Raw genomic sequence first — 23,971 nt, 5'->3', positions numbered from 1 at the left:
TGCGCACGAAGCTTACAGCTTTTCCCTTGAGAAATCACTGGACTTAAGGAGAAGGTTAGTCGGAGACGGGCAAGAGCAGCATTAATCATCAGGCTTCTGCACAAATCCGTTACCCCCATTCAGCCTAGGGTCAAAATATTCTTAGCTCACCTCGTAAATGTCGAGCCGCTTGCGGTTATTTCGTTCCAAATTCTCCTCGAATGCGCCTGACACTCCTGACTATCCCTGCCATGGATATTGGCAGTAGCCGGATAACTCATGCATGCGCCACGACGTTCAGCTGCTCGGTACCCGCGATCACTCAGCAAAGGAATGAGAGTTGCGTCCCTCACGAAGACCGGTCTCGCTCCGGCGAACGAGTCTTTGAGACCTCCCGGGACCGCTCACTCAAGTGACGGACCAGGTCCGTGGCCAGTTGCCGATCCTCCCCATGATCGGACCGAGCTAACGTGCGCATCACCTGTTCATAATTCCGCATGACTTCCTGGACTCGTCCATGTCGGCGCGTGGTACGCTTCAGCCGTTCCAGCGTCTCCCCTTTTTCTGATGACTGGCGTACGCGCCCGATACAGACTCCGTTACTCTCGGTGCCCGTTGAGATAGACCGCTGGTGGCATGATGGTGACACCGTTAATGGTCTGCCCATAGAAGCGACCAAACGCCTTGAAATCTCCGCTCAGCAAGTGGGTCGCCCGCACACTGATCGCGGCCCACAGAATGGGACGGTCGTTCTCTGGAAGTTTGCGTAGGATGGACAGCTCGCCCTGTGGCGGCAAGACCGACACCACCTCGACAGAGCGGCACAACCGTTCTAGCTCTGCCTGTTGTTGCCCTGATGATAGATTCCGCCTCGCCTCCTCCAGGGCATAGGCAGAGGTCACCAGGTGCGTGCGCGGCATGGTAAACAACCTGCGAAGAGGAGTCTCGACCCGGTAAGCCGCAGAGAACAGCACGTTGGCATCAAGAAAGACGCGGTCCACGGATTAGGAACGAGCCGGCTTGTAGTGAGGGATCTTTCGGACGTCGAGGCCCATCTTCCGCACGGCCTCTTTGGCTCGCGCATAGTCCTTTGAATCGACTGCATTGGAGAGGAGAAACTCCGCTTGCCGTTCAGGGGTGTACATCTCAAGGGGAAAGGCAGCAGCCGGTCGAATCAGGACTCCTTCGGCTCGTTCCTCAGCAATCACGAGCGAGCCCTCCGTGATGCCGAAACGGCGCCGTAGCGAGGCCGGAATCACCACAGCCCCTCGTTTGCCGACCTTGCTCGTTTCTGCGGGCATGACGCCTTCCCTCATATGTGAGATAGTCAGACTGTCTGAATGTCGGGCATGTGTGAAGTGTAGCCTCGTCACGAAGGAAACGCAAGCGCCCGTGGATCCGTCGGTCTGAACCGGCCTCAGAGTCGTTGTGGTGTCTCTTTCGATTGATCGGCCCCATGCCGCTCCCTCGATCGCCACCACCAACTCTTCTCATCGCTCACGGTCCTTCCCTCGCTCCCTGTCGGTCTCCGAAGTCCGGCCTCGTCCCCCGAGATAGCGCACCAAATCCGACGCCAGCTGCCGATCCTCCCCCCGATCCGACCGGGCTAGCGCCCGCATCACCTGCTCATAATTCCGCATGACTTCCTGCGCTCGTCCCTGTCGGCGCGTTGTGCGTTGCAGCCGCTCCAGCGTCTCCCCTTTTTTGCTCGGTTCAGGTAGATGCCGAACAGTCCACCGTTCGTGCGTCGTGCGATGAATTCGGCTCGTGGTCGTGGCCTCAATGCCATGTTCGCGTAACGCCTCCGCAAACCCCTCCCGCCAGCGTTGCAGATCGGCCTTCCTGGGATTTAAGCGAACTCCGTATAGGCCTGCTGCTTTGACCGTCAAGTGCACATGTGGGTGCGGAGAGGGATGCGGGTCCGGATCGGTCTCAAACGTATGGAGCACCATGGCATACTGAAATCCTGCGAACTCTCGTGTCGCAAAGTCACGGGCCGCCCGTTGGACCGACAAGGGATCGGTCCTGGTCGGCATGGAGAGGACGAGATGAAAGGCATCGCGCATGGTCGAGTCGGCGGCGATCGGCATGCCGCCGTCGCGCCATTCGGCTTTCAGATCGGCCACGGCCTCCTTCCCAAGAACGACCTGACCATCCTGGTCCTCAATCTCGAGTTGGCCATCCCGCGAAATGTAGGTGAGATTGTTCGAGATGCCCTTCATCCCTTTCGGCGCCCTGACTAGTTTCACCATGACTTGGGGCGCACGGCGGACCATGGCTTGTAACTTCTGCCGCACGTAGGTCGCGCGAGCCCGTGACGTGCTGAGCCGTCCGCCGGGACGCACAAGCTTGGCGGAACCAAACGGATTGCGCGTGCTGGACCTCGGGCGTGGGAGAGTCTCCGTTGAGACATTGAAGAGCCGACTCCCCCACTCATCCAGCTTCTCGTCAATCTGGCTGGTTAGCGGGGTCATTGAAGGTGCCAGCGCTCCACAGTCCCGCGTAAGACATCGGACACTTTCTTCGTATGGGCCTGAATCACGCGAGAGAGTTCGGTGATGACCTCGACCCGAAAGGCGGCTCGGTTCTGAGGCGCGGTATTCAGGACTTTGGCAATCTGATTCAAGTTCCTCCCCAGGGCCAGGAGTTGCTGATTCGACCGGGCCAAGGTCTCCAATTCCGGTTGTCCGACCTGCGGCTGCCCGGTCAATTTGGTGCGCACCATCGCCACCAGCCATTTCGTCGGCACGTAGCCTTCGTGACCGGCCATCTTTTTCAGGGCGGCGAGCTCTGAGGTCGTCAGGTTCAGTTCGATGCGGGCGGTGGCTCGTTCTCGCTTCGGACTGATGCGACTCCGAGGCACCGGAGCCTTCGTGGCTCTCTGGTCCATGGCCTGTCGAAGGGCGTTTCGAAAGGCATGGCTCGGCGTGATGCCGTGGACCTGACACCAAGCCTGCCAGGGTCCTTTCAGTTCACCCAGATCCACCGTGACTGTGGTCGTCCGTTTTGCCCTCTGCCCCATTAACTCACCTGTACCAGCCCAAATCGAGACATCCACCCCCCTCACCGATCGCAGCCTGATTCTGTCCACCGGAGGGTCAACAGGCATGGGCAACAAGAATACGATAAACCCATAATGTAAGACAACTACGGGCAACAGCCATATCCTGCAACCTCTTAAAATCTGTATTACACCATGCCTACGACGAGACGGATATAAGACCACCGGTCAACCGTTCGCGCTGGCTAAGGACGCCAGAAATGGGCCCCGGATCGACCAGTTAGTGGGGCCGCGGGCATGCCGGCATCCCCGGTCGGCTGTCCGGTTTCTAACAATTCGGGGGTCCCGGTTTGAGGGGGGTTCTCTTCCTGTTATCCTGTGACAGAGAACACCCTGCGGTTGTTGAGGTCACAACCATGCGCATGACCGGGACAGATCGTCTTCGATGCCTGCTGGCACTCGGCTTGATAAGCGGGCTAGTGGCTTGTGGCAGCTTCGCCAACTGCTTCAATAGCGGGTTCGCCCCCGCCGCCTGTGGCGGGGGGTATCGCGAGAGCGACGTGTCTTCCCTATCGCAGCCCACGGCCACTTCGGCGGAAGGTCGCTGGACGGGCACGACTTCTACCGGCCGCGCCGTCGCTGGGCTAGTCCTGGAGGACGGCTCGTATTGGCTGTTCTACAAGGCAAGAGGCAATCCCACCGTCCTTGCTGGACTGGTACAGGGCACTGGCACCTCACACTCCGGCTCCTTCGGGTCCTCGAATACGAGAGACTTCAATGTGGAAGGCGCTGGCATTCGGACAGCGACGATGCGTGGCCACTATGTCCTGAACAAGAGCTTTCAGGGGACGATCGCCTACTTCAACGGCGACACAGAAAGCTTCACGAGTACGTCCGATGCGGACTCTGAGTCGGCCCCGAACCTGACTCAGGTGACCGGGACCTATACAGGAATTCGTACCGACAACCACCAGGTCACCGTGACCGTGGATGCAGCCGGGATGCTTTCAGGTCACGCATCAGATGGATGCACCGTTGCGGGAACCTTGTCTCCTCGTACAAAAGGAAATGTGTTTCATGTCACCGTCACATTTGGAGGTGGCATATGTCGCACTGGAACCGAGACGGTCACTGGGATGGCCTTCTACGAGGCCGCGACCAACCGGCTGTACATTGCCGCCCTCAACCATGCCCGGACCACTAGCTATCTCTTTCTCGGCACGAAGCGGTAAGCCTCACAGGTTCACGATTCTGTCAGCGTTTCTTTTTTTAATGGGGGCATGACCTGGTCAGATCATGCCCCCTAAATGGATCGACGAGCTTACGGAGAAAGGATCTGTCGCACCGCGGTCGCGGCAAAGAATCCTTGATCCTTCAGATTGACAAACCAGCTCTCGGCGAACTCCTTCAACTCCTGTTTGAGCGAGGGCACGACGTGCGTACGTCTGCCCGTCTCGTCGTACCGATAGACGTCTTGCACGATCCCCAGGTAGTCGTTCCGGAACGACACCGGTTCGGCTGCCATGCCATCGGGAAAATTGTGAAATAGAAATACGATGTCGGGATCTCGCATGAGGTCGCCGTTCTGTTCGCCGTAATGGCACAAGGACACCAGCCGGTCTCCGTCTCCACTGGATCCAATCTCCTCGACCGAGAGTGGCATGTAGCCGGACACAGTGATCCGCACCGCTCGTGCGCCGTTGAGCAAGTGATTCAAATCCGTCGCAAAGGCTTGATACAGTTTCATCATCGTTTTCCTTTTTTCAGGTGAAGGAAGCCCCCGACCTGAGGGCCGGAGGCTTCCCGTGACGGTCAGCGGTCCGACCGCTCCGCGATCCAGCGTGTCGCCTGTTGGGCGACGACGATCAGCGCGTCAAGGTCTGCGACTCCGAAGGATTCGGAATTCTTCCAGACTCCATCTTGCCCCTTGTACGAGCGGGCCACGGTGACGTTGTAGAACGGACCGTTCATGCCCTCGTTCTTCCAGATGCTCGCCTTGATGCGGCTGCATCGAAGCGTGGTGACCGGCTTGGGTTTTTTGTCCTGAGGTGCCATAGTGTTGTCTCCTTGAGTTAGAGTTGATGTGTTGGCCTCTCACGAGGCAGTGGAGGCCACACAGCGACGACAAAGGAGACAGAGAGGCCGTCGCGACCTGGCGGGCCGGCGGGCGCGAAGCGGAGGAATGCCCGTGAAAGACGACGCGGCTTCTGGCGGCGCGCGGGCATGATCGACGCAGCCCGCCGGTGGAAAGCCAGGGCGGCGGCCGGATGCGCACTGGCACCGGACCTGAAACCACAAGCTGGCCCCCGCTCATCACCAGCACGGCATTGGAGAGCAGATCCAACAGACGAGGCGAGAAGGTCCGCTTTAGATAGACGAAAGAGACCATGCCCGTTCGCCAAGATGGAAGAGAGTCAACAAGTCGGCTTCGAGACGGTCTTGAGCTTGACGCAACTGTCGGCCCAACAGGCGACCGACTATGCGTCAGCTGGTTGATGAACGCAGTGGAAGACCGAACGGCCTGCGAGGCCGAGGGGAACCGTCATGTGATGGGAGGCGAGAAATCGTTGAGATGCGCGACTGACTGAGCCGGATAAACGAGTCGTCAGCGAGGTCGAGAACAAGCCATCTTCCTGGAAATGCCTCACCGGCCGTTGATACGGCGTCTGATCGTGTTCACACTCACCGTCAGTCAAACAGGTCGGCGTGCGTGCCTGTCCGTTCGAGGATGAGGAACGTGGCCTCAATTCTGTAGATCAGAAGCCAGTCTGGTTGGATATGGCATTCTCGATGGTGGATCCACTCACCGGTAAGAGTATGGTCCTTGTTCTTGGGAGGCAATGGTGTTTGGGCCTGAAGCAGGTCTACGATGGCTTCGAGTTTGTCAATATCGTAGCCCCGTTTTTTGGCAAGCTTGAGGTCTTTGAGAAAACGGCTGGTGGTTTTGAGGAGCAGCACGACTTAGATGCCCGTACGGCTTCTGAGTGCGCGAAAGTTCTTGAACGAGGGGAGTTTCTCTGGATGCTTTGCTTCTTCAAAAGCCTCCAGCGTGTGCGCGTTCGGGATCATGAGAGGAAAAGGGATACCCTGGTGGAGTTCCACCTGGGCATAGAACAGGCGTATGGCTTCGGCTTCGGTCAAACCGAGTCGATCGAAGACTTTCACCGCCTTCCTTTTCAGACCAGTGTCGATACGAGTATTGATGCGCTCTGACATAGCCATCTGTCCTGTTTTTTTCATGTTCCAATTGTACGCCATTTGTCGTGCGAATGAAAGATGATTCTCAATGCTACTTATGTGTAAGAGGGTTGTCCAATGACTAGAACGTGACAGTAGACCCTGCTATAGACCGACGGATTGATCAACAGGCTACGTTTCTGACGGCCTTGAAGAAATCGTACAGGTGGGGCCGATTGTGCAAGGCATATGCAGCTTCTCTCCCGCATGGTTGACTTGCATAGCACGACAAACGTCGCTACAGTCGAACGTGCGTGATAAGAGGATCATGGTGATGCCTCACACTCCGCGTGGGCAGGCCATGACGCGCATCATCTCCATGAGAAAGGCGAATCGCCGTGAGCAAAAAACCTAAGATCAAGAGCGATCTGAAGCGGCTGGACCGCATGACGGATAAGGATATCGACTACTCCGATATCCCGCCATTAGATGACGCATTTTTCAAGAAGGCCACGATGGTCGCCTGGCCGCCGGTGAAGCGGCAAGTGACTGTACGTCTCGATGCAGATGTGCTTCGCTGGCTGAAGGCCTCCGGCAAGGGGTACCAGACACGGCTCAACTATATTCTCCGTGCGGCAATGGAACATCAAGGGCCGCGGCGACCGCGCGCCACAAAGCGACGGCGCCCCCATGCGGCGTAAGGAAAGAGCGACGACATGAACTTCGCCAGCTCCACGGCAATCCCCACTTCCTGCTCCGCCTTCGCAAGAGCCTCGGCGAATTTTGGCTCCTTCCTGATCTGTTCGTGGATGTACTGTCTATGCGTGTTCATCGTGACGCCTTGCGCGTGACCTCCTCGTATCCTTGCTCCGCGATGGCGATGTCTCGTTCTCGCAGTTTCTGCCGTTTCTTCCGGATCGCATGCAGGATGACGAACCGCTGCCTCACGAATGCGGCATAAAAGAACCGGTACTCAGTCCCCGACCATTCCGGACGCAGCTCCCAGATCTTGCCTCGAACATGTGACGCGATGGAGCGGATCCACGGTGATCCGTTCGATCAGACCGGGACGAGATGCACACTCGGTTGGTCTACGGAAGCATCTGACACACCGGACCATAGGGCTTCAAACTCGCATCACACGTGAGCATGCGCAGGTGTTCAACCTGGGCTTGCGCCACCAAGATACGGTCAAAGGGATCACGATGATGCAGCGGCAACCGTTCAAGCGCCAGGGTGTGGAGCACAGACACCGGTAATTCCTGAAACCCACTGTCCGCGATCTTCGCCGCGAGTTCGTTGGGATCCGCGGCAAGCTTGTTGAGTTGGATCTTAATGACGATTTCCCACAGGGACGCGGCACTGATATAGACCACGGGCGTGGTCTCGATCTGGTGATAGATGGTTTTCGAGAGTCGTGGAGACTGAATCACAAACCACAAAAACACGTGCGTATCTAATAACAGGTTCATGGCCCAGCCTCGAATGCAGCCATCATGTCCGGTGGTAACGGCGCATCAAAATCGTCAGAGATGGTCACGCGTCCTTTCAAAAGCCCTGAGCGGCGGCGTGGCAGCTTGGCCTCGAGCGGTCCCAGCTCGGCCACCGGCATTCCATCTTTGCAAATCGTAATGCGCTGCCCTTTTGCAACGGCGGCAAGGAGTTTGGAAAAATGGGTCTTGGCCTCATGGACATTCACCGATTTGGTGGCAACTTTCATACACCCCCCATATGGACTAAGATTAGTCTACTTCGGACTGGTGCGGGAGTCAATCCATTCGTTCCCGTGCACAGGAGGTCGCCCCCATGCGCCCATCATGATCCTTGAACATGAGGCACGCCTCGATATCCGGATTCCCGTCATGGAGGTAGTAGACTCGCACCTCTGCTCCTCGATTCTCCCTGAAGAGCCATCTCGACCATGAGTGGACTCAGACACCAACTCGCGCACCGACCTCTTTTCACCATCGTGTTGCGCCCCTCACCCACGCGGGGCGCAACAGAATCTCCTCGTCTGTGATCACGCACGACTGCAGGCGTGAAACCGTCCGCGGTGGCGCAGCTGCCACGGGCGTGCCACACCCCCTGACGGGCGACGGGTATTGTCTCGGCACGGTCGAGTCGCATCGTGCGACACGACGGTGCCAGACTTCACCTGGCACGGCGTCTCGAGACGCGGTGCCTCCGCAGACATTTGTCCGCCGCTCTGCAGACCTTGGTGAGTTCCTCCCGGAACGCGGCCGGCACCAACACCGGAGTCCCTTCGCTTCTGTGGCAACCCCTACTTTTTCGGTATGGTTATAAAATCTGAACCTTCTCATAAGTGCTTGAGAGAGCAATGACTGAACAGTGGATCACTATTCGGAAAGCGTTGAGAGACGATTCACTGACTCGGCCACATCAGCAGGGGTGCTGAGCGTTAACTCATTGGTCACTGAATGATGGAGCGTCCAGGATTTCTCCCGTTGAAGGAAGCAGCTGCCTGGGCGGGCGTTTCTGCCCGTACGGTCAAGCGTTGGCTCGCTGATGGCTTACCGTGCTATCAAGCTGGCCATAGGACCAAGGTGCTTATTCGTCCGACGGATATTGACCAGTTTTTGACCAGGCGGCAGGTCACAAAAGTCGATATCGATGCTCTGGTTGAAAATACTCTACGAGAGATGCAAGAGGCGCGGCACAGGACGGATGTAGCCTAATACCCCATCATAGGTTTATCCTTTGCCTTTGCCCTTGTACTTCTTGAGAAGGTCACGAAGGGCTTCCTCCACTCTGGCATGTGGGCGCCGTTTTTGCTGAGTGGCCAGGATCTTCGTCTGCATCGCTCACCGAGAATCGATGCAGAGATTAAACTGCTCCTTGGATGAGGTATCCTATTCCATTGTTCACACCCTACTGGGCCCTGCTATGGGCGTCAATAGCGTTGTTGCAGTGCCATTAGATATTATGCCAGCATTATAGCATTACGCCGCATGTGGATGGATGACTGAGAGCAGGACGATAGATGGTGACAACATGTCAACCAATCATGCTGTAGGCAGAACCGTCTAATCCAAGGAGGATGAATTGGGAGTCAAAGTTACACAACGAACTGGAAAGTCTGGCTGGTGGGTTTCCATCATCCACAATAACAGCCGTAAGAGGAAGCGGTTCTCTGACAAGAAAGTAGCCGTAGAGTTTGCCAAGAAGATTGAGGCAAAGATCAGATGGGCCGAGGTCAATGGCAGTCCTGTAGTCTTTTCACAACCCGAACAGAACATGCCAACCCTGAAAGGGTACATGGAGAATTGGCTCAGTGCCTACGTGGATAACAACTGCAAATTCTCAACAGCCTCAGGCTATCGGCAGGTTTGTAAGAAGCACCTCTACCCTGCCCTAGGCGCTCGCACCTTGGATCACGTGACCAGAAAGGATGTGAAAGACTTGGTCGCCACCTGGAACAGCCAGGGGCTCAAGAAGCGGACGATTTTGAATATCCTGACGCCGCTGCGAGAAATGTTCAACCATGCCATTGACGATGGCACCGTGACCGCCAATCCTGTGTCCAAAGTTGGGATGATCGTGAAGGGATGTAAGGCCTCAAGCGCCCATATCGAACCGCTGACCGCAATCGAGGTCAAGGCGTTACTTGCCACCACTAAGGAGCGGTATTCGTTTCTCTATCCGCTCTTCCTTTGTGCCGTACGGACAGGCATGAGAGAGGGAGAATTGATCGGCCTCCAATGGGAAGACATTGACTTCCTGGGATCCTTCATTGAAGTCCGGCATAATGTTGTCCGGCGGCAAGAGACATCCACCAAAACCAACCGGATTCGGCGCGTAGATCTCTCTCCCCAGTTACAAGCCGAGTTGCTCAAGTTGAAAGAAAATCTTCAGCTTGAAAGCTCGATGACGGGATACGCGTTCCCGAAATGGGTCTTCTTGACGCCACATGGCAACCGTATGACGAATGAGGTCCTCAGGAAAGGCTTCTACGCCTGTCTCGAAGCGGCTGGGCTGCGGCGGGTACGATTCCATGACCTGCGGCACACCTTCGCCAGCCTGTTGATTCAACAGAATGCGAACGTAAAATATATCCAACAACAACTCGGTCACAGTAGCATCAACATCACGTTGGATGTATACTCGCATCTCTTTGAGGGAGACCATCGGCACCAGGTCCAGCGTCTGGACGATGAGCTATTGGAGACAAGTCCGAGGAGGTTAACTAACCCAGAAAACGCGCCCCAGCCGGACCCTCACCGAGAAGGGGCTCAGACGCCTACCAACGAAACAATTGAATTTAAAGCGAATATCAGACACGGAGGGGTGACGGAGCGGCCGAACGTGCCGGTCTTGAAAACCGGAGATGGGGTAACCCATCCGCGAGTTCAAATCTCGCCCCCTCCGCCATATTTCTGTAGGACCTTCGCTCACAAGACCCTCTGGTGTCACCGCTTGAAGAAGGGCCGGCTGCAGAAGGGAAGTAGGTAGATAACCACAATGGCCCAGGCCGTGACTTATAAGGGATTCACGATTCAACCTGCGCCTCGACAACTCGTGGATACCGGCCAATGGGAATTGAACGTCTTCATCTCATGGGCCACTGAGGACGATGAAGACAGTCGTCATTTCGTGAAGACCGGCCGATATGCGACCGAGGATGAAGCCACGGCTCAGTGCGTAGCCTATGGCCGACAGATCGTGGATGGCCAGGTTCCCGGCTCATCGGTTGGTTAATCCCACCAACCATCCGAACAGTCAGCGCTCACGGAGGCGTGTCATGCGACTCGCTCTGGCTCTGCTCCTCACCCTGTTGAGCGCCTGTGCCGATCTCAAGCTCGACCAGACTTCTGACCGAACCGGCAGCCTATCAGATCAGGAACGTGAGGCCCTGCAGCGGCAGGCTCGTGAAGGCGCGCAACGGTCTCGCGAACAGTACATCGCGACCACCAGGCCCGCCCTTCAACGGAAGTTTCGACGGGAATACCCCACGATGAATGAAGCGGACCTTGAACTCCTGGTCAATGATGCGTTGGAGCAGGGATTGCGTCCGGAGGTTGGACACCGACCGGATGGTCCGATCAGGCAGCCCCAAATGGATTGCATGTCTTCCCCATGGAGGAATTCTGTTTTTTCGAATTGCTATTAACGAACATTGTGCGCAAGAACTTACTTGATGTAGACCATGTAGGGACAGAATAGAACAGCCACGGAGTGGACGTCATCGGAGTTCGTAACAGCGTACAAACGATGGAGGAATCCATGGACAGTGGGAAATACGGGATCGATCCGATGAAAACTCAGGCCATACGGCACTGCCTGGAAAAGCAATTTGCAGACGTAACGTTCAGTCAGAATATCAGGCCGACGTTCGTCTTTCACAACAACGTCGCGAAACAATCTTGGCACTTGGTCTTTAACGAGCAGTTTTTAGCCGACCACATGTCCGTCGAGGAGTTGAAGCATTTTGTCGAGAGCAAGGTGATCTCGAAGGTCCTCAAGAATCCAGGGAAGCGAATTCAGATTTCAAAGCTGGGAGACATCACCGTCGAGGAAAAAAATCCATCGTAGGTTTACAGCGGCTTGACTGAAATGCGCTTAGATCGACACGCGAGGCGCATGCTACCGGATGGCCACTATAACCGGCAGAACATCGACAGCCACACTGATTGGGAGATGCGAATGTTGGCACCACACCGTCAACCCACGAGGACATCATGGTCAACTATCCGCAGCGGATACCATTCCAACGGTTACTGGTTCGATTTGTCTCGACTTCCACGCCGATCGAACGGCATCTGCTGGCCGGCAAGCAGCTCACGGACACCGAACGTGATCTGATCTATAACACCGTACTCATCCTTCAAGCGGCGTTAGAAGTGTGGCAAAGAAAGCACAGCAGATCTCCGCGGAAAACACGTCGTCGTGATCATTAGTGTCATAACGCCGGCGGGAGCAACGGTTTGGCGCCGGGCGTTTCGAGTCCATCGTCCCATTCGATGCCGGCGCGCGATCGGTGACGATTACAGACGAGAAAACTTCCGATGTTCACATCGCACTCTTCCGGCTCGGAGAGGCTCGGATTGCCGTTCTGGCCTGGCTTAACGAGTTCGAGACGCAGGTCTTCCTGTTTCGGCAGACAGAAAGGATGGAACTGTTCAGGTATCCAAATGTGATGAAGTCGCTGACTAAGAAGGGCGCCTGTATCCACGGACCTTGGACCACTCGTCCTTTGCCATGCGGTACGGCACTGATGGAGGCTTCCGTACCACGAGACGCTTGAGAAGTAGGAACAGCGTGGTGATGGAAAAGGCTTGAAGGATTTTCATCATCATGGGCTTGACCTTCTGCATAACGATACCGGTTCCAAGCCCACATTGCAACGGTCTTGACTTGTCGACACACCGACCGCCGCTATTTCTGGATGCAATCCCGCAAACCACATCTGGACGGAGTGACTTACCAGCGCTTAGACGGCAAAGCTCGGCAACTCGGTTTTCCCATTTCAGACTTTCTGAAATCGACGCGTCGCCGCGAGTTGACACACGCCTTTCCACCAACGTAGGTTTTCCCTGCTGTTGACCTCGTACCGACTGAACCGGACACCCAAGCCATGGACTGGTCGTTACTCATCGGCCTTCTGACGTTCATCGTCTGCGCTGGAGCAGGAATATTCTTTTGGCGCGGATTCGTTGATCGACTCAGGAACGACTTTCGAGCTGAGCAGCCCGCTCTGCGCATCACCAACCTCTCAACCTTCCACGCCGGAGATGTCGTCACACTGACGCCTGATTTGGAGAACGTCGGGCAAGGAGTCGCATACGATTGTGTCCTGCAGCTCGCCGGATGGGAGGGCAGTTTTTCCGTCAAAGCCCTGTATCCTCATGGGCCTCGGTATCACAAACATTCGATCCCCATCGTGCTGGAGCCGACCGCCCCGATCCGCGTGAAACCTATCAGCCGATGCTATTTGAGGTTAGCCTGCCATGATCGTTGGGAGCAGCCGTACGAATATTGGTATCCGGTTACCCAAGTAGAAAATATAAACACTCGCCTGCATGACGTTCACATCAACCTCGTACAACCTGAACTGACTGAGCCAAACCCATCCCTCTGGAAAATATGGAAACTCCTTCGGAAGATTGCGGCACATGATTGACCGGACAAAACGGGCATCCATCCCGGACGTAGACGACGGTTCCGTAGGGATGGGATCACGCCGGATGGCCGGCCTTCACTGATTTGAACACCGAAGAATGATGCCGGGCATTCCCTGACCCCCTTGCATTCTGATTCCCCGAACCGTACCATTTTCTTATCCCTTCACTGGGACAGCCGTATGTCGTGAGGAGTCCGGCAAGACGTCGCCGCGCCGTTCGACTGAGAAGCAACGCACCATCAATGAATGAAGGAGAGCCCCGATGCCGCCTAATATTCAGATCGATCCCATCGTCAAGGTCACAAAGACCGATGAAGAATGGAAAAAGCAGCTGTCGGCTGCCGCCTATCGTGTCTTGCGGCACGAAGACACGGAAAGAGCGTTCGTCAATCCGCTGCATGAGAACCACCAATCAGGGATCTATCATTGCGCCGGTTGCGACCTGCCGCTCTTTTCGTCCGAGCACAAGTTCGACAGCCGCACCGGTTGGCCGAGCTTTTGGCAGCCGATCGATCCACGCGTGATCGAGACACGAACCGATTTCAAACTCTTCGCGCCCAGAACGGAAGTCCATTGCGCGCGATGCGAGGGGCACCAGGGCCACGTATTTAAGGATGGGCCGAAACCCACAGGTCTCCGGTACTGCATCAACGGCGTGGCCTTGAAATTTGTCGCCGGCTGATCGCGGATCGCCATTCCTTCTCAGTCAACGAACTTCAGTAGTGATACCCCGGCTCGCGCGCCTCGCGCCTGCGTCGACGCCCGGCGCGGCGAAGCCACGGGCCTCGCACGCCTCGCCGAGTTGGTGATGCGGGACTGAGCGGGCGAAGCGGGCTTCACACACTTCCAAGCGTCGCGACCTGCCTCGCGAAGCCGCTTCGGCAAGGCGGGGAACGCCACCGGCGGACTTTGTCAGCATCCTGATGGAGCACCCCCTGGCACTCATCGTTCTATTCACGGTACAATCCTCAATCACAGATCATCAAGGCAACGTTGCGATGTTCTCCCGCATACTACCGTACACATTTCTTGGCCTGGCTCCCGTGCTTCTTTCGTGCAGTGAGTCATCCAGCCTGTTCGGCTCAACAACATCCCCTTGTTCCTTAATGACCGTGGCGGACGTGGAACGGGTGCTTGGAGAACGGGTTCAGGAAGGGACTCTGGCTGATCCAACGACCTGTATCTTCCATACCCATCGTCATACGGGAAACACCGTTACCGTCCAGCTTGACGAAACACCCAGTGCTGACCGACGGACATGGTTCAATAAAGAGCGTCTGCGCCGTGACAGCCATCTGATTCCCGGCTTGGGCGACGGAGCGGTGAGAGTGGACTCTTCTCCGACCCTGTCCCGGCTGACCTTCATGCATAGAGATGCGTTTGTGACCGTAATCGTCTCCTCAACCCAACCAAAACAACTCGGCGAATCCGTCACTCAATTGAGCAGGACCGCCGCAAGCCGCTACGGAGCATCCTTGACCGCGACGCTCCCTCCCTCCGCCCAATCCTCGACACCAGGCCGCGGAACCCAGGCTGAGACCGTCGCTCCACTGGCCCCCGTGACGCTTACACGAACGCTTCCTGCCCATTCAGGCACCCCGGTCGGACCCAAAAAAGCCACCTCGTTTGATCCGAAAAGCCTGGTCGGAACGTGGCACGCACATCTCACGCAGGGAACGACCCAGCACGACATGCTTCTCATCATTCAGCCTAATCTCACGTGGTCGCTCTCATCGATGATGCAGGTTGATGGAGTGTTGAACGCGGAAGGAGGTCTGTGGTCGTTCGAGCGGGCAAACACGTTCAAGGGCCTCGGATGGAAAGGGACCTACCGCAAGACGACGCCGAATTCCTTCGCCAGCACCGGCAGTGTTCAGGCAGCCTGGACGAGACTCTCAATCGATCAAAAACCCGCGCGCATTCCAGTCGAACTGTGGACACTCCGACGCGATGCCACCAGCGTGCCGGTGTTTCAACTCAAGACGGTCGATTCCGATCTCGTCGGCCAATGGGAGGGATCCGGCACCTACGCCGGAGGTTCCGCCGCCTTCGTGTGGGTGATCAAATCCTCCGCTGCGACCGATTTGCTGATTGTCGATACGCTCCGTGGAACCGTGCAGACCAAAGATGGCATTCCACAACTCCAACCTGTCCAAAAGCGGCAACAACGCGTCAGCGTCATCGCATTCCATGACCGAGGATTTACCACGACCGATGGAAAGACCAACCTCCGATGGACCAACCTTCGTTCTGAACCGACTGAAGACCATCAGCTCTAGCCCACATTATTCATGAACGATTTTACCGCAACCGCCGATCGCCGCTGCGACCCGCTTGGCCGCGAGATTCGCGCGGCCAAGCGGGCAGGCTCGCCCTTCGTGACCTCTACATACTGTTTGAAGTATGCCTCGGCCCCCTCAGGGCTCCGTGTGCCCGTCTTACTTGACGTCCGGGCTGGTTTCGTCACGAATCGTCATGAATAATGTGGCTAGTGATTCAACTTTGATCGTTCCGAAAGGATTCTCTCATGGCGGACACAGAAATTCGGATCGGATTTGTCGGTGTGGGTCGGATGGGCGCCAACATGGCCAGACGTTTGAAAGATGGGGGGTACCGCGTCACGGCGGTTCAAGACCGTTACGCCGAAGCGTCGGACTCCTTGGCACGAGAACTCAACACGGAAGTGGCCGCATCACCGGCGCGCGTGGCTGAAGTATCCGATATCGTCATCACTGTCGTATCGGATGACGCGGCCATGCGGGACATTTATGCTGAACAGGACCCAACCAGTTTGATGGCTCACGCGAAAGATCGGCTGTTCATCAACTGCGCAACCCTCTCACCGGCACTTCACATCGAGATCGAACAGGCGGTTGAACGGCGTGGTGGCGCCACCCTCGAAGCCTGCATGGCGAGCAGTATAACCCAAGCGCGGCAGGGTACCCTGTATCTCATGTGTGGGGGCAAGCAGGACGTGTTCGACCGGGCTCGCTCGGTGCTGGACACCCTCGGCACGACGGTACGGTATATCGGCCCGGCCGGAAAGGCGGCAACAGTCAAAACACTCGTGAATATGGTGATGAACAGCAATACGGCCGCGTTGGCCGAAGGGTTAGGACTGGGGAAGTCGCTGGGAATCGATCTGACGCTCCTGCGCGAGGTGTTCAGCCAGACCGGGGCTGCCTCGCGAGTATTGGAAACGGACGGAGAAGATATGCAACTCCGCGCACACGACTGCTATTTTTCCGCAGCCCACGCCGCGAAAGATTCAGCCATCGCGCTCGGCTTGGCCCAAAGAGTCGGCCTCTCGCTCCCGATCGCACAGGCGACGCTGAGTCAATATCGACGATTGATAGAATTGGGCAAAGGTGACTTGGATAAGTCTGCGATTGCCGAATTGACGTTCCCTGATCGCCTTGATTGACCAGTGAGCCGGGCTCACCGCATGAACCTCGCTGTGCAAGAAAGAAAACGCTGTTCTCCAAACCCTACGCTACAGTTTCAAACTTATAACTAGTTGATAGTCTGAATGTTATGTCCTTTTCATGGAAAATCAGGCTATCTCATCGCCTTCTACAGCCTTCACGGGTGAAAAGGCTTGCACTCCATTCATTCATATAACAAGCTGATTTTATTATGCTCTTTTGCCCGCCTCGGTTGGTACGGATGATGCCACATTCCAGTATCACTCGCCATACAGACGGCCTTCAACGTGGGAGGCGTTATGACCTATATTGTAGGACTGTTATCGTTCGTACTGTTGTTTGTCCTCGGAGTCGGAGCTGCTTTCATCGTAACCAGTCTTTAATTGCGTGACTGGATAGAGGCAGTTCAAATCGATCAGAGACCGATCGGTGGGAGTATGCATCGCCAAGTTGTTACGAGAAGAACTGTTGAACCTGTTCCCGAGGGACACAACCGACGAGCAGATCGCCGTCGGGGGATACAAGGAGGGGAACTCCGTTTTGCCCTGTCGCATGCCACGCAGTTTCCCATCTCTGTGCGATGAGCTGGTTCTCCCCATCAATATCTTCAGCACAATGTTCTCCCGCCAAGTGCTTCAACACAAGCGGATCAGAAATATCTTGCCCTTCGGACCAAAAGGCTCGATACGTTCGTTGAACAAAGTCCATTCCGTTCCGTAAATCTTTTCGTAAGAGCGCAATCGCTTGTTCAATCGCTGGGAGAGTATTGGGCTTCCCAGGCGGCAATGCAATCGGCAACCCCGGGGCCAATCGCTGTACCATCGCGACTTCGTGCCGCAATTCCGCCCCCAACGAGCCCTCCCACGGTCTCATGGGGCGGGGCAACTGCGGCGCATGCTGCACTCCTCGCCACTCGCACCGGTCGATCAAACCCAAGTCATGCAACCGTTCGTGCAGCGCATAACAGAACGGACAATTAAAATCGCTATAGAGCAGAAATCGATCCGAGGCCGCATTGGAATTCATGACGCCACTGTACCGAAGTTGGCCGACAGAGTCTATCGCAAAGGACAAGAAATGGCGGGACCACGGAGGATCAGGAGTCGGCCTTGCGCGAGAGTTCTTGAAGATTCGTCCGGAGCGCGGTCAGCGTCACAGGCTTCGTCAGAATCCTATCCATCCCGGCCTGGCGACACTTCTGTGCTTCTTCATCGGAGGTGTGCCCGGTGAGAGCCATGATGGGCAAATGGCTCGGCGTCCCATCCTCGCGAAGACGAATCTCTCGGGTGGCCTCATAGCCATCCATATCAGGCATCTCACAATCCATCAACACGACGTCATAGGCGGTTCGAGTGATCGCCTCCAACGCTTCACGGCCCGTGCGGGCCACTTCGACCTGGCAACCAAGCTTCTGCAAAAACTTGCAGGCGACGACTTGATTGATTTCATTGTCGTCCGCGACCAAGACTCGCAACGGCCCCACCTGGTCTCCTGCACTCCGTTGAGCTGCCCCTGAGGACGACACTGTAACCTCTCGATGAATTGCCGGAAGGAGGTTGGTGGTATAGGCAAACGTGCTGCCTTGACCAAATACGCTGTTGACCGTGATGGTCCCTCCCATCAGTTCGACGAGCTGCCTGCAAATCATGAGACCGAGGCCCGTCCCTCCAAATCGTCTCGTGGTTGAAGTCTCGGCTTGGGCATACGCTTTAAATAAATTGGCTTGTTGTTCAGGAGTCATCCCGATGCCCGTATCTTGCACGCTCCACTGCAGAACCACCACATCGAATTCGTCCGTCGCATCTCGCGTTACAGAAGAGATGGCGATCGTGACTCCTCCTTGTTGTGTGAACTTGATCGCATTTCCCACAAGATTGAAGAGGATCTGTCTTAGCCTGACCGGATCGCCTCGGAACTCTTCCGGAACATCGGCGTCAATCTTCAGCGAAATCGTGAGGCCTTTGGGGGCCGCCAATCCTTCCGCCAACGTCGTCACATCACCGACCAATGCCCGCAGATTGACATTGGCCACCTCCAAGCTCATCTTGCCGGCCTCAATTTTTGAAAAATCGAGAATGTCGTTGACCAGCGTCAATAACGCTTCCGCGGAACGATGCATCGTCTCGATCAGCTCCCGCTGCTGATCAACCAACGATGTGTCCTTGAGAAGCTGCGTGCATCCCAGTACTCCGTTCATCGGAGTTCGAAGCTCATGGCTCATGGTGGCCAGAAAAATCCCCTTCGCCCGCGTCGACTCCTCAGCTACCTCTTTCGCCCGTCGCAACGCCACATCCGAGGTGATATCGAGCCCATATGCACGAACCAGTTCCAGCTCTTTCAGAGGGAAAAACGACCACGCGATAACCCGATCGGCAACGATATGCTCGACTCGAGCCGGCGAGGATTCCGTTGCAAGACATTCCTGGAGTATTCCTGACAGATTCGCAGGGAACATGGCCTCGATTCCGGATTCGAGCATCCCCCATTGCTCCATCACACTAAGCATGCCGGTGTTGGCATAGAGCACCGAACCCGCAGCGTCGAATTCCACGATAGGATTCGGCGCATCCTCGGCGAGCCGCGCGGCTCGTTGGATATCACGCTGAATCTCCATGGCATCGGTCAGATCACGAACCACGACCATGCCACCGACCGGCACTCCTTGTTGTGTTCTCGGCCAGAACGAGAGCGAGAGCTCAAACTGTGTCCCATCCTCTCGATTCCAAAAGTGGGAAGGGATCACGACAAGCTCGCCGGTCTTCACCATCCGAGTGAATGGGCACTGGGCCCCCTCACTCACACCAGAGGTGAAGCAATCAATAAGGTCGTGAAACCCCAGCCCGATCACGTCGCGTGTTAGCCCGACAAGTTGTTGGGCCACAGGATTCACAAATAGAATGCGATTGTCGCGATCCAAGAAAAAGATGGCATCCGGAACGGCTTCCAGAATCAGACGCGTATCCTCTCCCACCAGGACATGTGATTGCCGAGTCTTGGATCGGGAATCAGAGGTTGAAGCGTTAAAGTCAGACATGAGGCGCGTGTCCGGATTGTTCTCGTTCTCCAACCTATCGGTCGAACGGAGGTCCGTCTGTAGTATGGATGGGCACGATTCCTGAAGTACGGTATGGGATGGAGTCGGTTAAAACCCATTGATACACAGATCACGCCGCCGCTTAAGTTCCTCCTGAACAAACCGATAAGACTCTCGACGGGGCGTAGTGGATCATCCAACGGAGGTGTCTATGATATCCGCCATACACACCGCACTCTCAGGCCTGGCTGCCTTCGGCAAACAGATCGAGGTCGTTGCGCACAATGTCGCCAACGTCAATACCGACGGGTTTAAGAAATCCCAAACAGAGTTCGTCGAAATTCCTAGTAGTGGAGTTCTCCCTGTGGTTGCAAAAGATGACGCATCTGGTCCAACGGTTCTTCGCGACAGCGGTGGCAATCAAACCATGATCGAGCTCTCGAATGTCGATCTTGGCGAGGAAGCGGTGCAGCAGATCTTGGCGCAACGGAGCTTTGAAGCAAACCTCCAGACCTTACGGGCAGGAGATGCGTTACTCGGCAGTATCCTGGACATCAAGAAGTAGCAAGGGTTTGCCAATGGCTTCATTGGCATAGCATTCACGGTTGTCACTATGCTATGTCGAGCTCATGGCTTCTCCTCGTGTCTTGTTGTTGCTTCCTCCTTTGACTCAGCTCAACACCCCGTACCCATCGACTGCCTACCTGACTGGCTTTCTCGAGTCTCGCAACATCGCCGTCGAGCAAGCGGATCTCGGCATCGAAATGGTGCTGCGCCTCTTCAGCCCCGATGGACTACGGAGTATCTTCCGACAACTGCATGGCCAGGAACACTTCCTCCCCCAGGAAGCCATCACGATGATGCAGGCCGAACATTCCTATGTGGACATGATCGGACCGGTCATCGCCTTCTTGCAGGGTAAACTCCCCGACATCGCTTCACGCTTGATTCAACCCAGCGTGTTGCCTCAGGGTCCACGATTCCGAGGGCGCAAGAAATTTCCTCGCGTTGTGTCAGTGGACGATAGAGCCAAGCAATGGGCGACATTTTTCCTCGAAGATCTCGCCGATTTAGTACAGGCCACGATTACACCGCACTTCGCCTTGAGCCGCTATGCCGAGCAGGTCGGACGCAGCGCCTCATCGTTTGATCACATTGTCGCCGCCTTGGCTGAGCCATCGAGCCTGACCGATGAATGGCTTCTGGAGATATTCTGGGAACACGTCAATCGAGTGAACCCCTCGCTGATCGGTCTCTCCATACCGTTTCCGGGCAATCTCTACGGGGCATTTCTCATTGCAAAGGCGCTCAAGCAGCGCCGACCGGATTTACCGGTGGCCATCGGCGGCGGCTATGTGAACACCGAATTGCGCCGGGTTGCCGACCCTCGAGTGTTCGACTATGTCGACTTTGTTATGCTCGACAACGGTGAACGACCGCTCCTCTCGTTAATTGAGCATCTTTCCGGCTTGCGCCCTCGCCGATCGCTGCGCCGCACGATGTATCGCCACAACGATCGCGTGGTCTATGCCGATGATCCCTCCTCGAGTGACTTCGCCATGAGCGACATCGGTTGCCCGACCTATCGAGGTCTGGCCCTAGATCGTTACCTGACCATTTTGGACAGCACCAATCCCATGCATCGTCTCTGGTCGGAAGGCCATTGGAATAAACTGACCGTGGCGCATGGCTGCTACTGGAAGCAATGCACCTTCTGCGACGTGGGATTGAGCTATATCAGCCGCTATGAAATGACGCCGACCGAGCGGCTCATCCAGCAGATCGAGCAACTCATTGACGAGACGGGCCGGAGAGGGTTTCATTTCGTGGACGAGGCCGCTCCACCTTCGGCATTGAAGTCGCTGGCCCTTGCCCTGTTGGAGCGACGGATCAAGATTACCTGGTGGGGGAATATCCGTTTTGAGACTGCCTTCTCACCGGACCTATGCCGTCTTCTTTCCGCCTCCGGTTGTATCGCTGTGACAGCGGGACTTGAGGCGGCCTCAGACCGGCTATTGGACAATATGATGAAAGGCATTACCGTCGATCAGACCGCGCTGGTCGCCGCCCGTTTTAAGGACGCAGGCATCCTGATCCACGCCTATCTCATGTATGGGTGTCCATCGGAGACGATTCAGGAAACCGTCGATTCACTCGAACGTGTTCGTCAGCTTATCGCAGCAGACCTCCTTCAATCGGCCTTTTGGCATCGATTCACAGTCACTGCCCACAGCCCAGTGGGACTAGATCCCTCTGCCCATGGGTTGCGCATTCTGGGGCCTGAATTTCGAGGCTTCGCGGAGAATGACCTTCTGCATCATGATGACCGAGGGGAAACGCCGAGCTGGCTCGGGGAAGGGCTGCGACGATCGCTCCTGAACTACCTTGAACGACGAGGACTCAATCTCGATGTCCGTCAGTGGTTCGAGTATGAAGTCCCACGCCCTCACGTCTCTTCGTCATGGCTCAGCCGCTTGCTCAAGAAAGGGACGAGTGAGGACCATTCGGACTTAGAACGGCGTGTGGTCTGGCTGGGTGCGCCCGTGACTTATGAGCCGATCGGAAATAGATCAAGGCTCACTCTGACCAGTGGCCAAAAGAATCACGTCCTCACTCTCCCGAAGCCAGAGGCTCAATGGTTGATGCAATTAATTCGAGACGCTACTCCGCAGCAAACATGCCAGACCTATCCGCATATGCGGGAAGCCTGCCAACGGTTTTCCGGTAATGAGTCCACGTTCAACGCCTTCCTGACCACCCCTTCGTGGAAAAAAGTCCGAGACGCGGGGCTCGTGCTCGTGTAACTCTCTGAACTTTCCACTCACTGCTAGCAGCCAAACTTGACTCCGCTGTGCCGCGAGAACCTGTTCGATAAGGAGAACAAAAAGAAAGAGCCGGAATCCACAACATGGATTCCGGCTTTTCGTTGACCACGAACCTTTTACTTCACGCGAGCTGCTTAGTACTGGAGCTGCAAGGCGACGTGAAACGAATCGACCTTGTTGCCCGACGCCCCCGGCCCAAAAGTATTGACGAACCCCTTGGTTTCGATATCACCGTACCGCCCATACACCGACACGCGCGCATTGTGGCCGGAAATGATGTAGTTCAGGCCATACTCCCACTCCTGCCGCAAGGCGCTGTACAGCGGATCGATACTCGTGAAGCGCAAATAGGGTTGGAACCGTCCGATCCCCACCTCCTGCGGAATCAGATACAACCCGTACACGGTCCACGAGTGGCCATTGAAGATGCAGAACGCGCACCCAGGCGCAGGCGCCGCGAACGCCCCTACCCCATAATTGGCCCAGTACCGCTTAAATTCGGCGTTGAACGTGAACACGCCCATGTTGTTTGGGATCAGCTTTTCCACCAACAGGTCGACGGTCGCCCCGGTGAAATCCGACCGATTGCCGGTGACGAAATCCCCGGCGCCATCTTTTTGATGGATCACGTTGCCCGAAATCGCAAAAATATCGCCCGCCGTCCCATAATAGGTGCCGGAGGTGTAATACCCAGGGTTGTCTTCATCGTTCAACAGGTTCCATTGCAGACGCCCAGCGTACAGCAAACTGCCCGTGTTATTCGGTCCCCCGCGCGCCCCGGTGAACACGGAAGCCACGTACAACAGATGCGTCCCGAAGGGATGGATCTTCCCGAAGAAGACCGCGCCGTTGTCACGACCATAGAGCCCCGCCTGCCCGCCGGTGCCAGGCCCCGCGCCATTGGGGCCGCTGGGAAAGTTCCCGCTGAAATCGGCCGGGTTGAAGGGCGTGCGGAAGCCATCGAAGGTCGCATGGTAGAACGGCCCGTTCAACTCCCCCCGCTCGCTCGGCACCAAGGTGCGGCCCACCCAGAGGTTGACCCGCTCGTTGATCTCGAATTTCCCGATCGCGTCGAGCAATCCAATGTTGGAGTTCCCGCCGAACTGGGTCCCCCCGGCGCCGACGTTACAGTTGAAACAGTCCGTGTTGAAGGTGAACTTCACGTACTTGTGAATTTGCCCGTTGATGTAGATACGAGCGTTGTCGATTTTGAAGTCGTTGCTATAATGCCCGCCTGCGGCCCCTTCTTGGCTGTTGAAGCTGGAGCGGATGCCCATGCCGATCGAAATCCATTTGTCCTCGTCGGCCTTGATCGTGCCCCCCGCATAGGCACTCGGCAGCGTGGTTCCCATTCCAGCCACCAGCGCCGTCACGGCCCCAGCAACTAAAACC

General features: G+C 56.2%; 29 protein-coding genes, 1 tRNA gene and 1 pseudogene. 16 read left to right on the top strand and 15 right to left on the bottom strand.

Annotation, left to right across the window (positions count from 1 at the left end; translation table 11 throughout):
* Positions 1–578: 578 nt before the first annotated feature.
* The 4 genes from COMA2_RS14260 to COMA2_RS14245 all read right to left on the bottom strand — a co-directional run bounded on the left by COMA2_RS14260 (position 579) and on the right by COMA2_RS14245 (position 3,001).
* The gene (locus COMA2_RS14260) at positions 579–899 is read right to left on the bottom strand and encodes a hypothetical protein (RefSeq protein WP_139077379.1); all 321 of its coding nucleotides are present in this window, start codon (positions 897–899) and stop codon (positions 579–581) included.
* 84 nt (positions 900–983) lie between these two features.
* Positions 984–1,280 (bottom strand): AbrB/MazE/SpoVT family DNA-binding domain-containing protein, encoded by a 297-nt coding sequence (locus COMA2_RS14255; protein WP_090899574.1) that lies wholly within the window; start codon positions 1,278–1,280, stop codon positions 984–986.
* A 189-nt stretch (positions 1,281–1,469) separates the two neighbouring features.
* A complete protein-coding gene (locus COMA2_RS14250; RefSeq protein WP_090899571.1) occupies positions 1,470–2,453 on the bottom strand; it encodes a relaxase/mobilization nuclease domain-containing protein in 984 nt (327 codons plus the stop codon).
* The gene (locus COMA2_RS14245) at positions 2,450–3,001 is read right to left on the bottom strand and encodes a plasmid mobilization relaxosome protein MobC (protein WP_090899568.1); all 552 of its coding nucleotides are present in this window, start codon (positions 2,999–3,001) and stop codon (positions 2,450–2,452) included. The genes COMA2_RS14250 and COMA2_RS14245 overlap by 4 nt, the downstream gene beginning before the upstream one ends.
* A 401-nt stretch (positions 3,002–3,402) precedes the next feature.
* Here COMA2_RS14245 and COMA2_RS19865 point away from each other — a divergent pair, with 401 nt between their 5' ends.
* Entirely contained in the window at positions 3,403–4,212 is an 810-nt protein-coding gene (locus tag COMA2_RS19865; RefSeq protein ID WP_139077375.1) for a hypothetical protein, read from the top strand.
* A gap of 89 nt (positions 4,213–4,301) precedes the next feature.
* On the opposite strand, the gene COMA2_RS14235 is transcribed toward COMA2_RS19865, so the two are convergent.
* The 4 genes from COMA2_RS14235 to COMA2_RS14220 form a co-directional block, all read right to left on the bottom strand.
* The gene (locus COMA2_RS14235) at positions 4,302–4,730 is read right to left on the bottom strand and encodes a DUF6908 domain-containing protein (RefSeq protein WP_139077373.1); all 429 of its coding nucleotides are present in this window, start codon (positions 4,728–4,730) and stop codon (positions 4,302–4,304) included.
* A gap of 62 nt (positions 4,731–4,792) precedes the next feature.
* The gene (locus tag COMA2_RS14230) at positions 4,793–5,035 is read right to left on the bottom strand and encodes a hypothetical protein (RefSeq protein ID WP_090899559.1); all 243 of its coding nucleotides are present in this window, start codon (positions 5,033–5,035) and stop codon (positions 4,793–4,795) included.
* A 633-nt stretch (positions 5,036–5,668) separates the two neighbouring features.
* Positions 5,669–5,938, bottom strand: coding sequence for a type II toxin-antitoxin system YafQ family toxin (locus COMA2_RS14225; RefSeq protein ID WP_090899555.1), 270 nt, complete (start codon positions 5,936–5,938; stop codon positions 5,669–5,671).
* A 3-nt stretch (positions 5,939–5,941) separates the two neighbouring features.
* Positions 5,942–6,220 carry a type II toxin-antitoxin system RelB/DinJ family antitoxin gene (locus COMA2_RS14220; protein WP_245631038.1) on the bottom strand — a complete coding sequence of 93 codons (279 nt, stop codon included), beginning with the start codon at positions 6,218–6,220 and terminating at the stop codon, positions 5,942–5,944.
* Positions 6,221–6,555: 335 nt separating this feature from the next.
* On the opposite strand from COMA2_RS14220, the gene COMA2_RS14215 reads away from it, so the two are divergent.
* On the top strand, positions 6,556–6,858 hold the full coding sequence (locus COMA2_RS14215; protein ID WP_245631037.1) for a BrnA antitoxin family protein: 303 nt from the start codon (positions 6,556–6,558) through the stop codon (positions 6,856–6,858).
* A gap of 127 nt (positions 6,859–6,985) precedes the next feature.
* On the opposite strand, the gene COMA2_RS21370 is transcribed toward COMA2_RS14215, so the two are convergent.
* From COMA2_RS21370 to COMA2_RS14200, 3 genes are read right to left on the bottom strand one after another with little or no spacing between them, the layout of a single operon-like run.
* Positions 6,986–7,189: a type II toxin-antitoxin system RelE/ParE family toxin gene (locus COMA2_RS21370; RefSeq protein ID WP_407919016.1), complete on the bottom strand. Its 204-nt coding sequence runs from the start codon at positions 7,187–7,189 to the stop codon at positions 6,986–6,988.
* A 59-nt stretch (positions 7,190–7,248) separates the two neighbouring features.
* Positions 7,249–7,629 carry a type II toxin-antitoxin system VapC family toxin gene (locus COMA2_RS14205; RefSeq protein WP_090899549.1) on the bottom strand — a complete coding sequence of 127 codons (381 nt, stop codon included), beginning with the start codon at positions 7,627–7,629 and terminating at the stop codon, positions 7,249–7,251.
* Positions 7,626–7,877, bottom strand: coding sequence for a type II toxin-antitoxin system Phd/YefM family antitoxin (locus COMA2_RS14200; RefSeq protein ID WP_090899546.1), 252 nt, complete (start codon positions 7,875–7,877; stop codon positions 7,626–7,628). Before COMA2_RS14200 ends, COMA2_RS14205 begins: the two co-directional genes overlap by 4 nt.
* A 718-nt stretch (positions 7,878–8,595) precedes the next feature.
* Between COMA2_RS14200 and COMA2_RS21365 the strand changes: the two genes are divergently transcribed.
* The 7 genes and pseudogenes from COMA2_RS21365 to COMA2_RS14160 all read left to right on the top strand — a co-directional run bounded on the left by COMA2_RS21365 (position 8,596) and on the right by COMA2_RS14160 (position 12,072).
* Positions 8,596–8,853 (top strand): helix-turn-helix domain-containing protein, encoded by a 258-nt coding sequence (locus COMA2_RS21365; protein WP_090899543.1) that lies wholly within the window; start codon positions 8,596–8,598, stop codon positions 8,851–8,853.
* Positions 8,854–9,412: 559 nt separating this feature from the next.
* A pseudogene (locus COMA2_RS21360) lies at positions 9,413–10,231 on the top strand (site-specific integrase); the annotation flags it as partial.
* A 225-nt stretch (positions 10,232–10,456) separates the two neighbouring features.
* Positions 10,457–10,546, top strand: a tRNA-Ser gene (locus COMA2_RS14180).
* Between the two features lie 90 nt (positions 10,547–10,636).
* A complete protein-coding gene (locus COMA2_RS14175) occupies positions 10,637–10,873 on the top strand; it encodes an HlyU family transcriptional regulator (protein WP_090899540.1) in 237 nt (78 codons plus the stop codon).
* Positions 10,874–10,916: 43 nt separating this feature from the next.
* The gene (locus COMA2_RS14170) at positions 10,917–11,285 is read left to right on the top strand and encodes a hypothetical protein (protein ID WP_090899537.1); all 369 of its coding nucleotides are present in this window, start codon (positions 10,917–10,919) and stop codon (positions 11,283–11,285) included.
* A gap of 113 nt (positions 11,286–11,398) precedes the next feature.
* Positions 11,399–11,707: a hypothetical protein gene (locus COMA2_RS14165; RefSeq protein WP_090899534.1), complete on the top strand. Its 309-nt coding sequence runs from the start codon at positions 11,399–11,401 to the stop codon at positions 11,705–11,707.
* Positions 11,708–11,853: 146 nt separating this feature from the next.
* Positions 11,854–12,072 carry a hypothetical protein gene (locus tag COMA2_RS14160; RefSeq protein WP_090899531.1) on the top strand — a complete coding sequence of 73 codons (219 nt, stop codon included), beginning with the start codon at positions 11,854–11,856 and terminating at the stop codon, positions 12,070–12,072.
* A 2-nt stretch (positions 12,073–12,074) separates the two neighbouring features.
* On the opposite strand, the gene COMA2_RS14155 is transcribed toward COMA2_RS14160, so the two are convergent.
* A complete protein-coding gene (locus tag COMA2_RS14155; RefSeq protein WP_090899527.1) occupies positions 12,075–12,347 on the bottom strand; it encodes a hypothetical protein in 273 nt (90 codons plus the stop codon).
* 177 nt (positions 12,348–12,524) lie between these two features.
* Between COMA2_RS14155 and COMA2_RS21355 the strand changes: the two genes are divergently transcribed.
* The 5 genes from COMA2_RS21355 to COMA2_RS14135 all read left to right on the top strand — a co-directional run bounded on the left by COMA2_RS21355 (position 12,525) and on the right by COMA2_RS14135 (position 16,719).
* Positions 12,525–12,701, top strand: coding sequence for a lipocalin family protein (locus COMA2_RS21355; protein WP_139077371.1), 177 nt, complete (start codon positions 12,525–12,527; stop codon positions 12,699–12,701).
* Between the two features lie 48 nt (positions 12,702–12,749).
* Positions 12,750–13,295, top strand: a complete 546-nt coding sequence (locus COMA2_RS14150; protein WP_090899524.1) for a hypothetical protein — start codon at positions 12,750–12,752, stop codon at positions 13,293–13,295.
* A gap of 262 nt (positions 13,296–13,557) precedes the next feature.
* Positions 13,558–13,977: a peptide-methionine (R)-S-oxide reductase MsrB gene (msrB, locus tag COMA2_RS14145; protein WP_090899522.1), complete on the top strand. Its 420-nt coding sequence runs from the start codon at positions 13,558–13,560 to the stop codon at positions 13,975–13,977.
* 439 nt (positions 13,978–14,416) lie between these two features.
* Positions 14,417–15,574, top strand: a complete 1,158-nt coding sequence (locus COMA2_RS14140) for a hypothetical protein (RefSeq protein ID WP_139077369.1) — start codon at positions 14,417–14,419, stop codon at positions 15,572–15,574.
* Between the two features lie 248 nt (positions 15,575–15,822).
* Complete coding sequence (locus tag COMA2_RS14135; protein ID WP_090899518.1) at positions 15,823–16,719, top strand: NAD(P)-dependent oxidoreductase; 897 nt, start codon at positions 15,823–15,825, stop codon at positions 16,717–16,719.
* Between the two features lie 454 nt (positions 16,720–17,173).
* Here the strand turns inward: COMA2_RS14135 and COMA2_RS14130 are convergent, their stop codons facing one another.
* Both COMA2_RS14130 and COMA2_RS14125 read right to left on the bottom strand, forming a co-directional pair.
* Positions 17,174–17,746 carry a DsbA family oxidoreductase gene (locus tag COMA2_RS14130; RefSeq protein ID WP_090899515.1) on the bottom strand — a complete coding sequence of 191 codons (573 nt, stop codon included), beginning with the start codon at positions 17,744–17,746 and terminating at the stop codon, positions 17,174–17,176.
* A 70-nt stretch (positions 17,747–17,816) separates the two neighbouring features.
* Positions 17,817–19,754: an ATP-binding protein gene (locus COMA2_RS14125; RefSeq protein ID WP_090899512.1), complete on the bottom strand. Its 1,938-nt coding sequence runs from the start codon at positions 19,752–19,754 to the stop codon at positions 17,817–17,819.
* 211 nt (positions 19,755–19,965) lie between these two features.
* Here COMA2_RS14125 and COMA2_RS14120 point away from each other — a divergent pair, with 211 nt between their 5' ends.
* Positions 19,966–20,319 carry a flagellar basal body rod protein FlgC gene (locus COMA2_RS14120; protein ID WP_090899509.1) on the top strand — a complete coding sequence of 118 codons (354 nt, stop codon included), beginning with the start codon at positions 19,966–19,968 and terminating at the stop codon, positions 20,317–20,319.
* 64 nt (positions 20,320–20,383) lie between these two features.
* Positions 20,384–22,558 carry a B12-binding domain-containing radical SAM protein gene (locus tag COMA2_RS14115; protein ID WP_090899506.1) on the top strand — a complete coding sequence of 725 codons (2,175 nt, stop codon included), beginning with the start codon at positions 20,384–20,386 and terminating at the stop codon, positions 22,556–22,558.
* A 155-nt stretch (positions 22,559–22,713) separates the two neighbouring features.
* On the opposite strand, the gene COMA2_RS20265 is transcribed toward COMA2_RS14115, so the two are convergent.
* Positions 22,714–23,971: porin family protein (locus COMA2_RS20265; protein ID WP_090899503.1), on the bottom strand; the 1,258-nt coding region annotated here is incomplete at its 5' end.

The organism is Candidatus Nitrospira nitrificans, assembly GCF_001458775.1.
Taxonomy (GTDB): Bacteria; Nitrospirota; Nitrospiria; order Nitrospirales; family Nitrospiraceae; genus Nitrospira_D; species Nitrospira_D nitrificans.
This window is presented reverse-complemented; position numbering and strand designations above follow the sequence as displayed.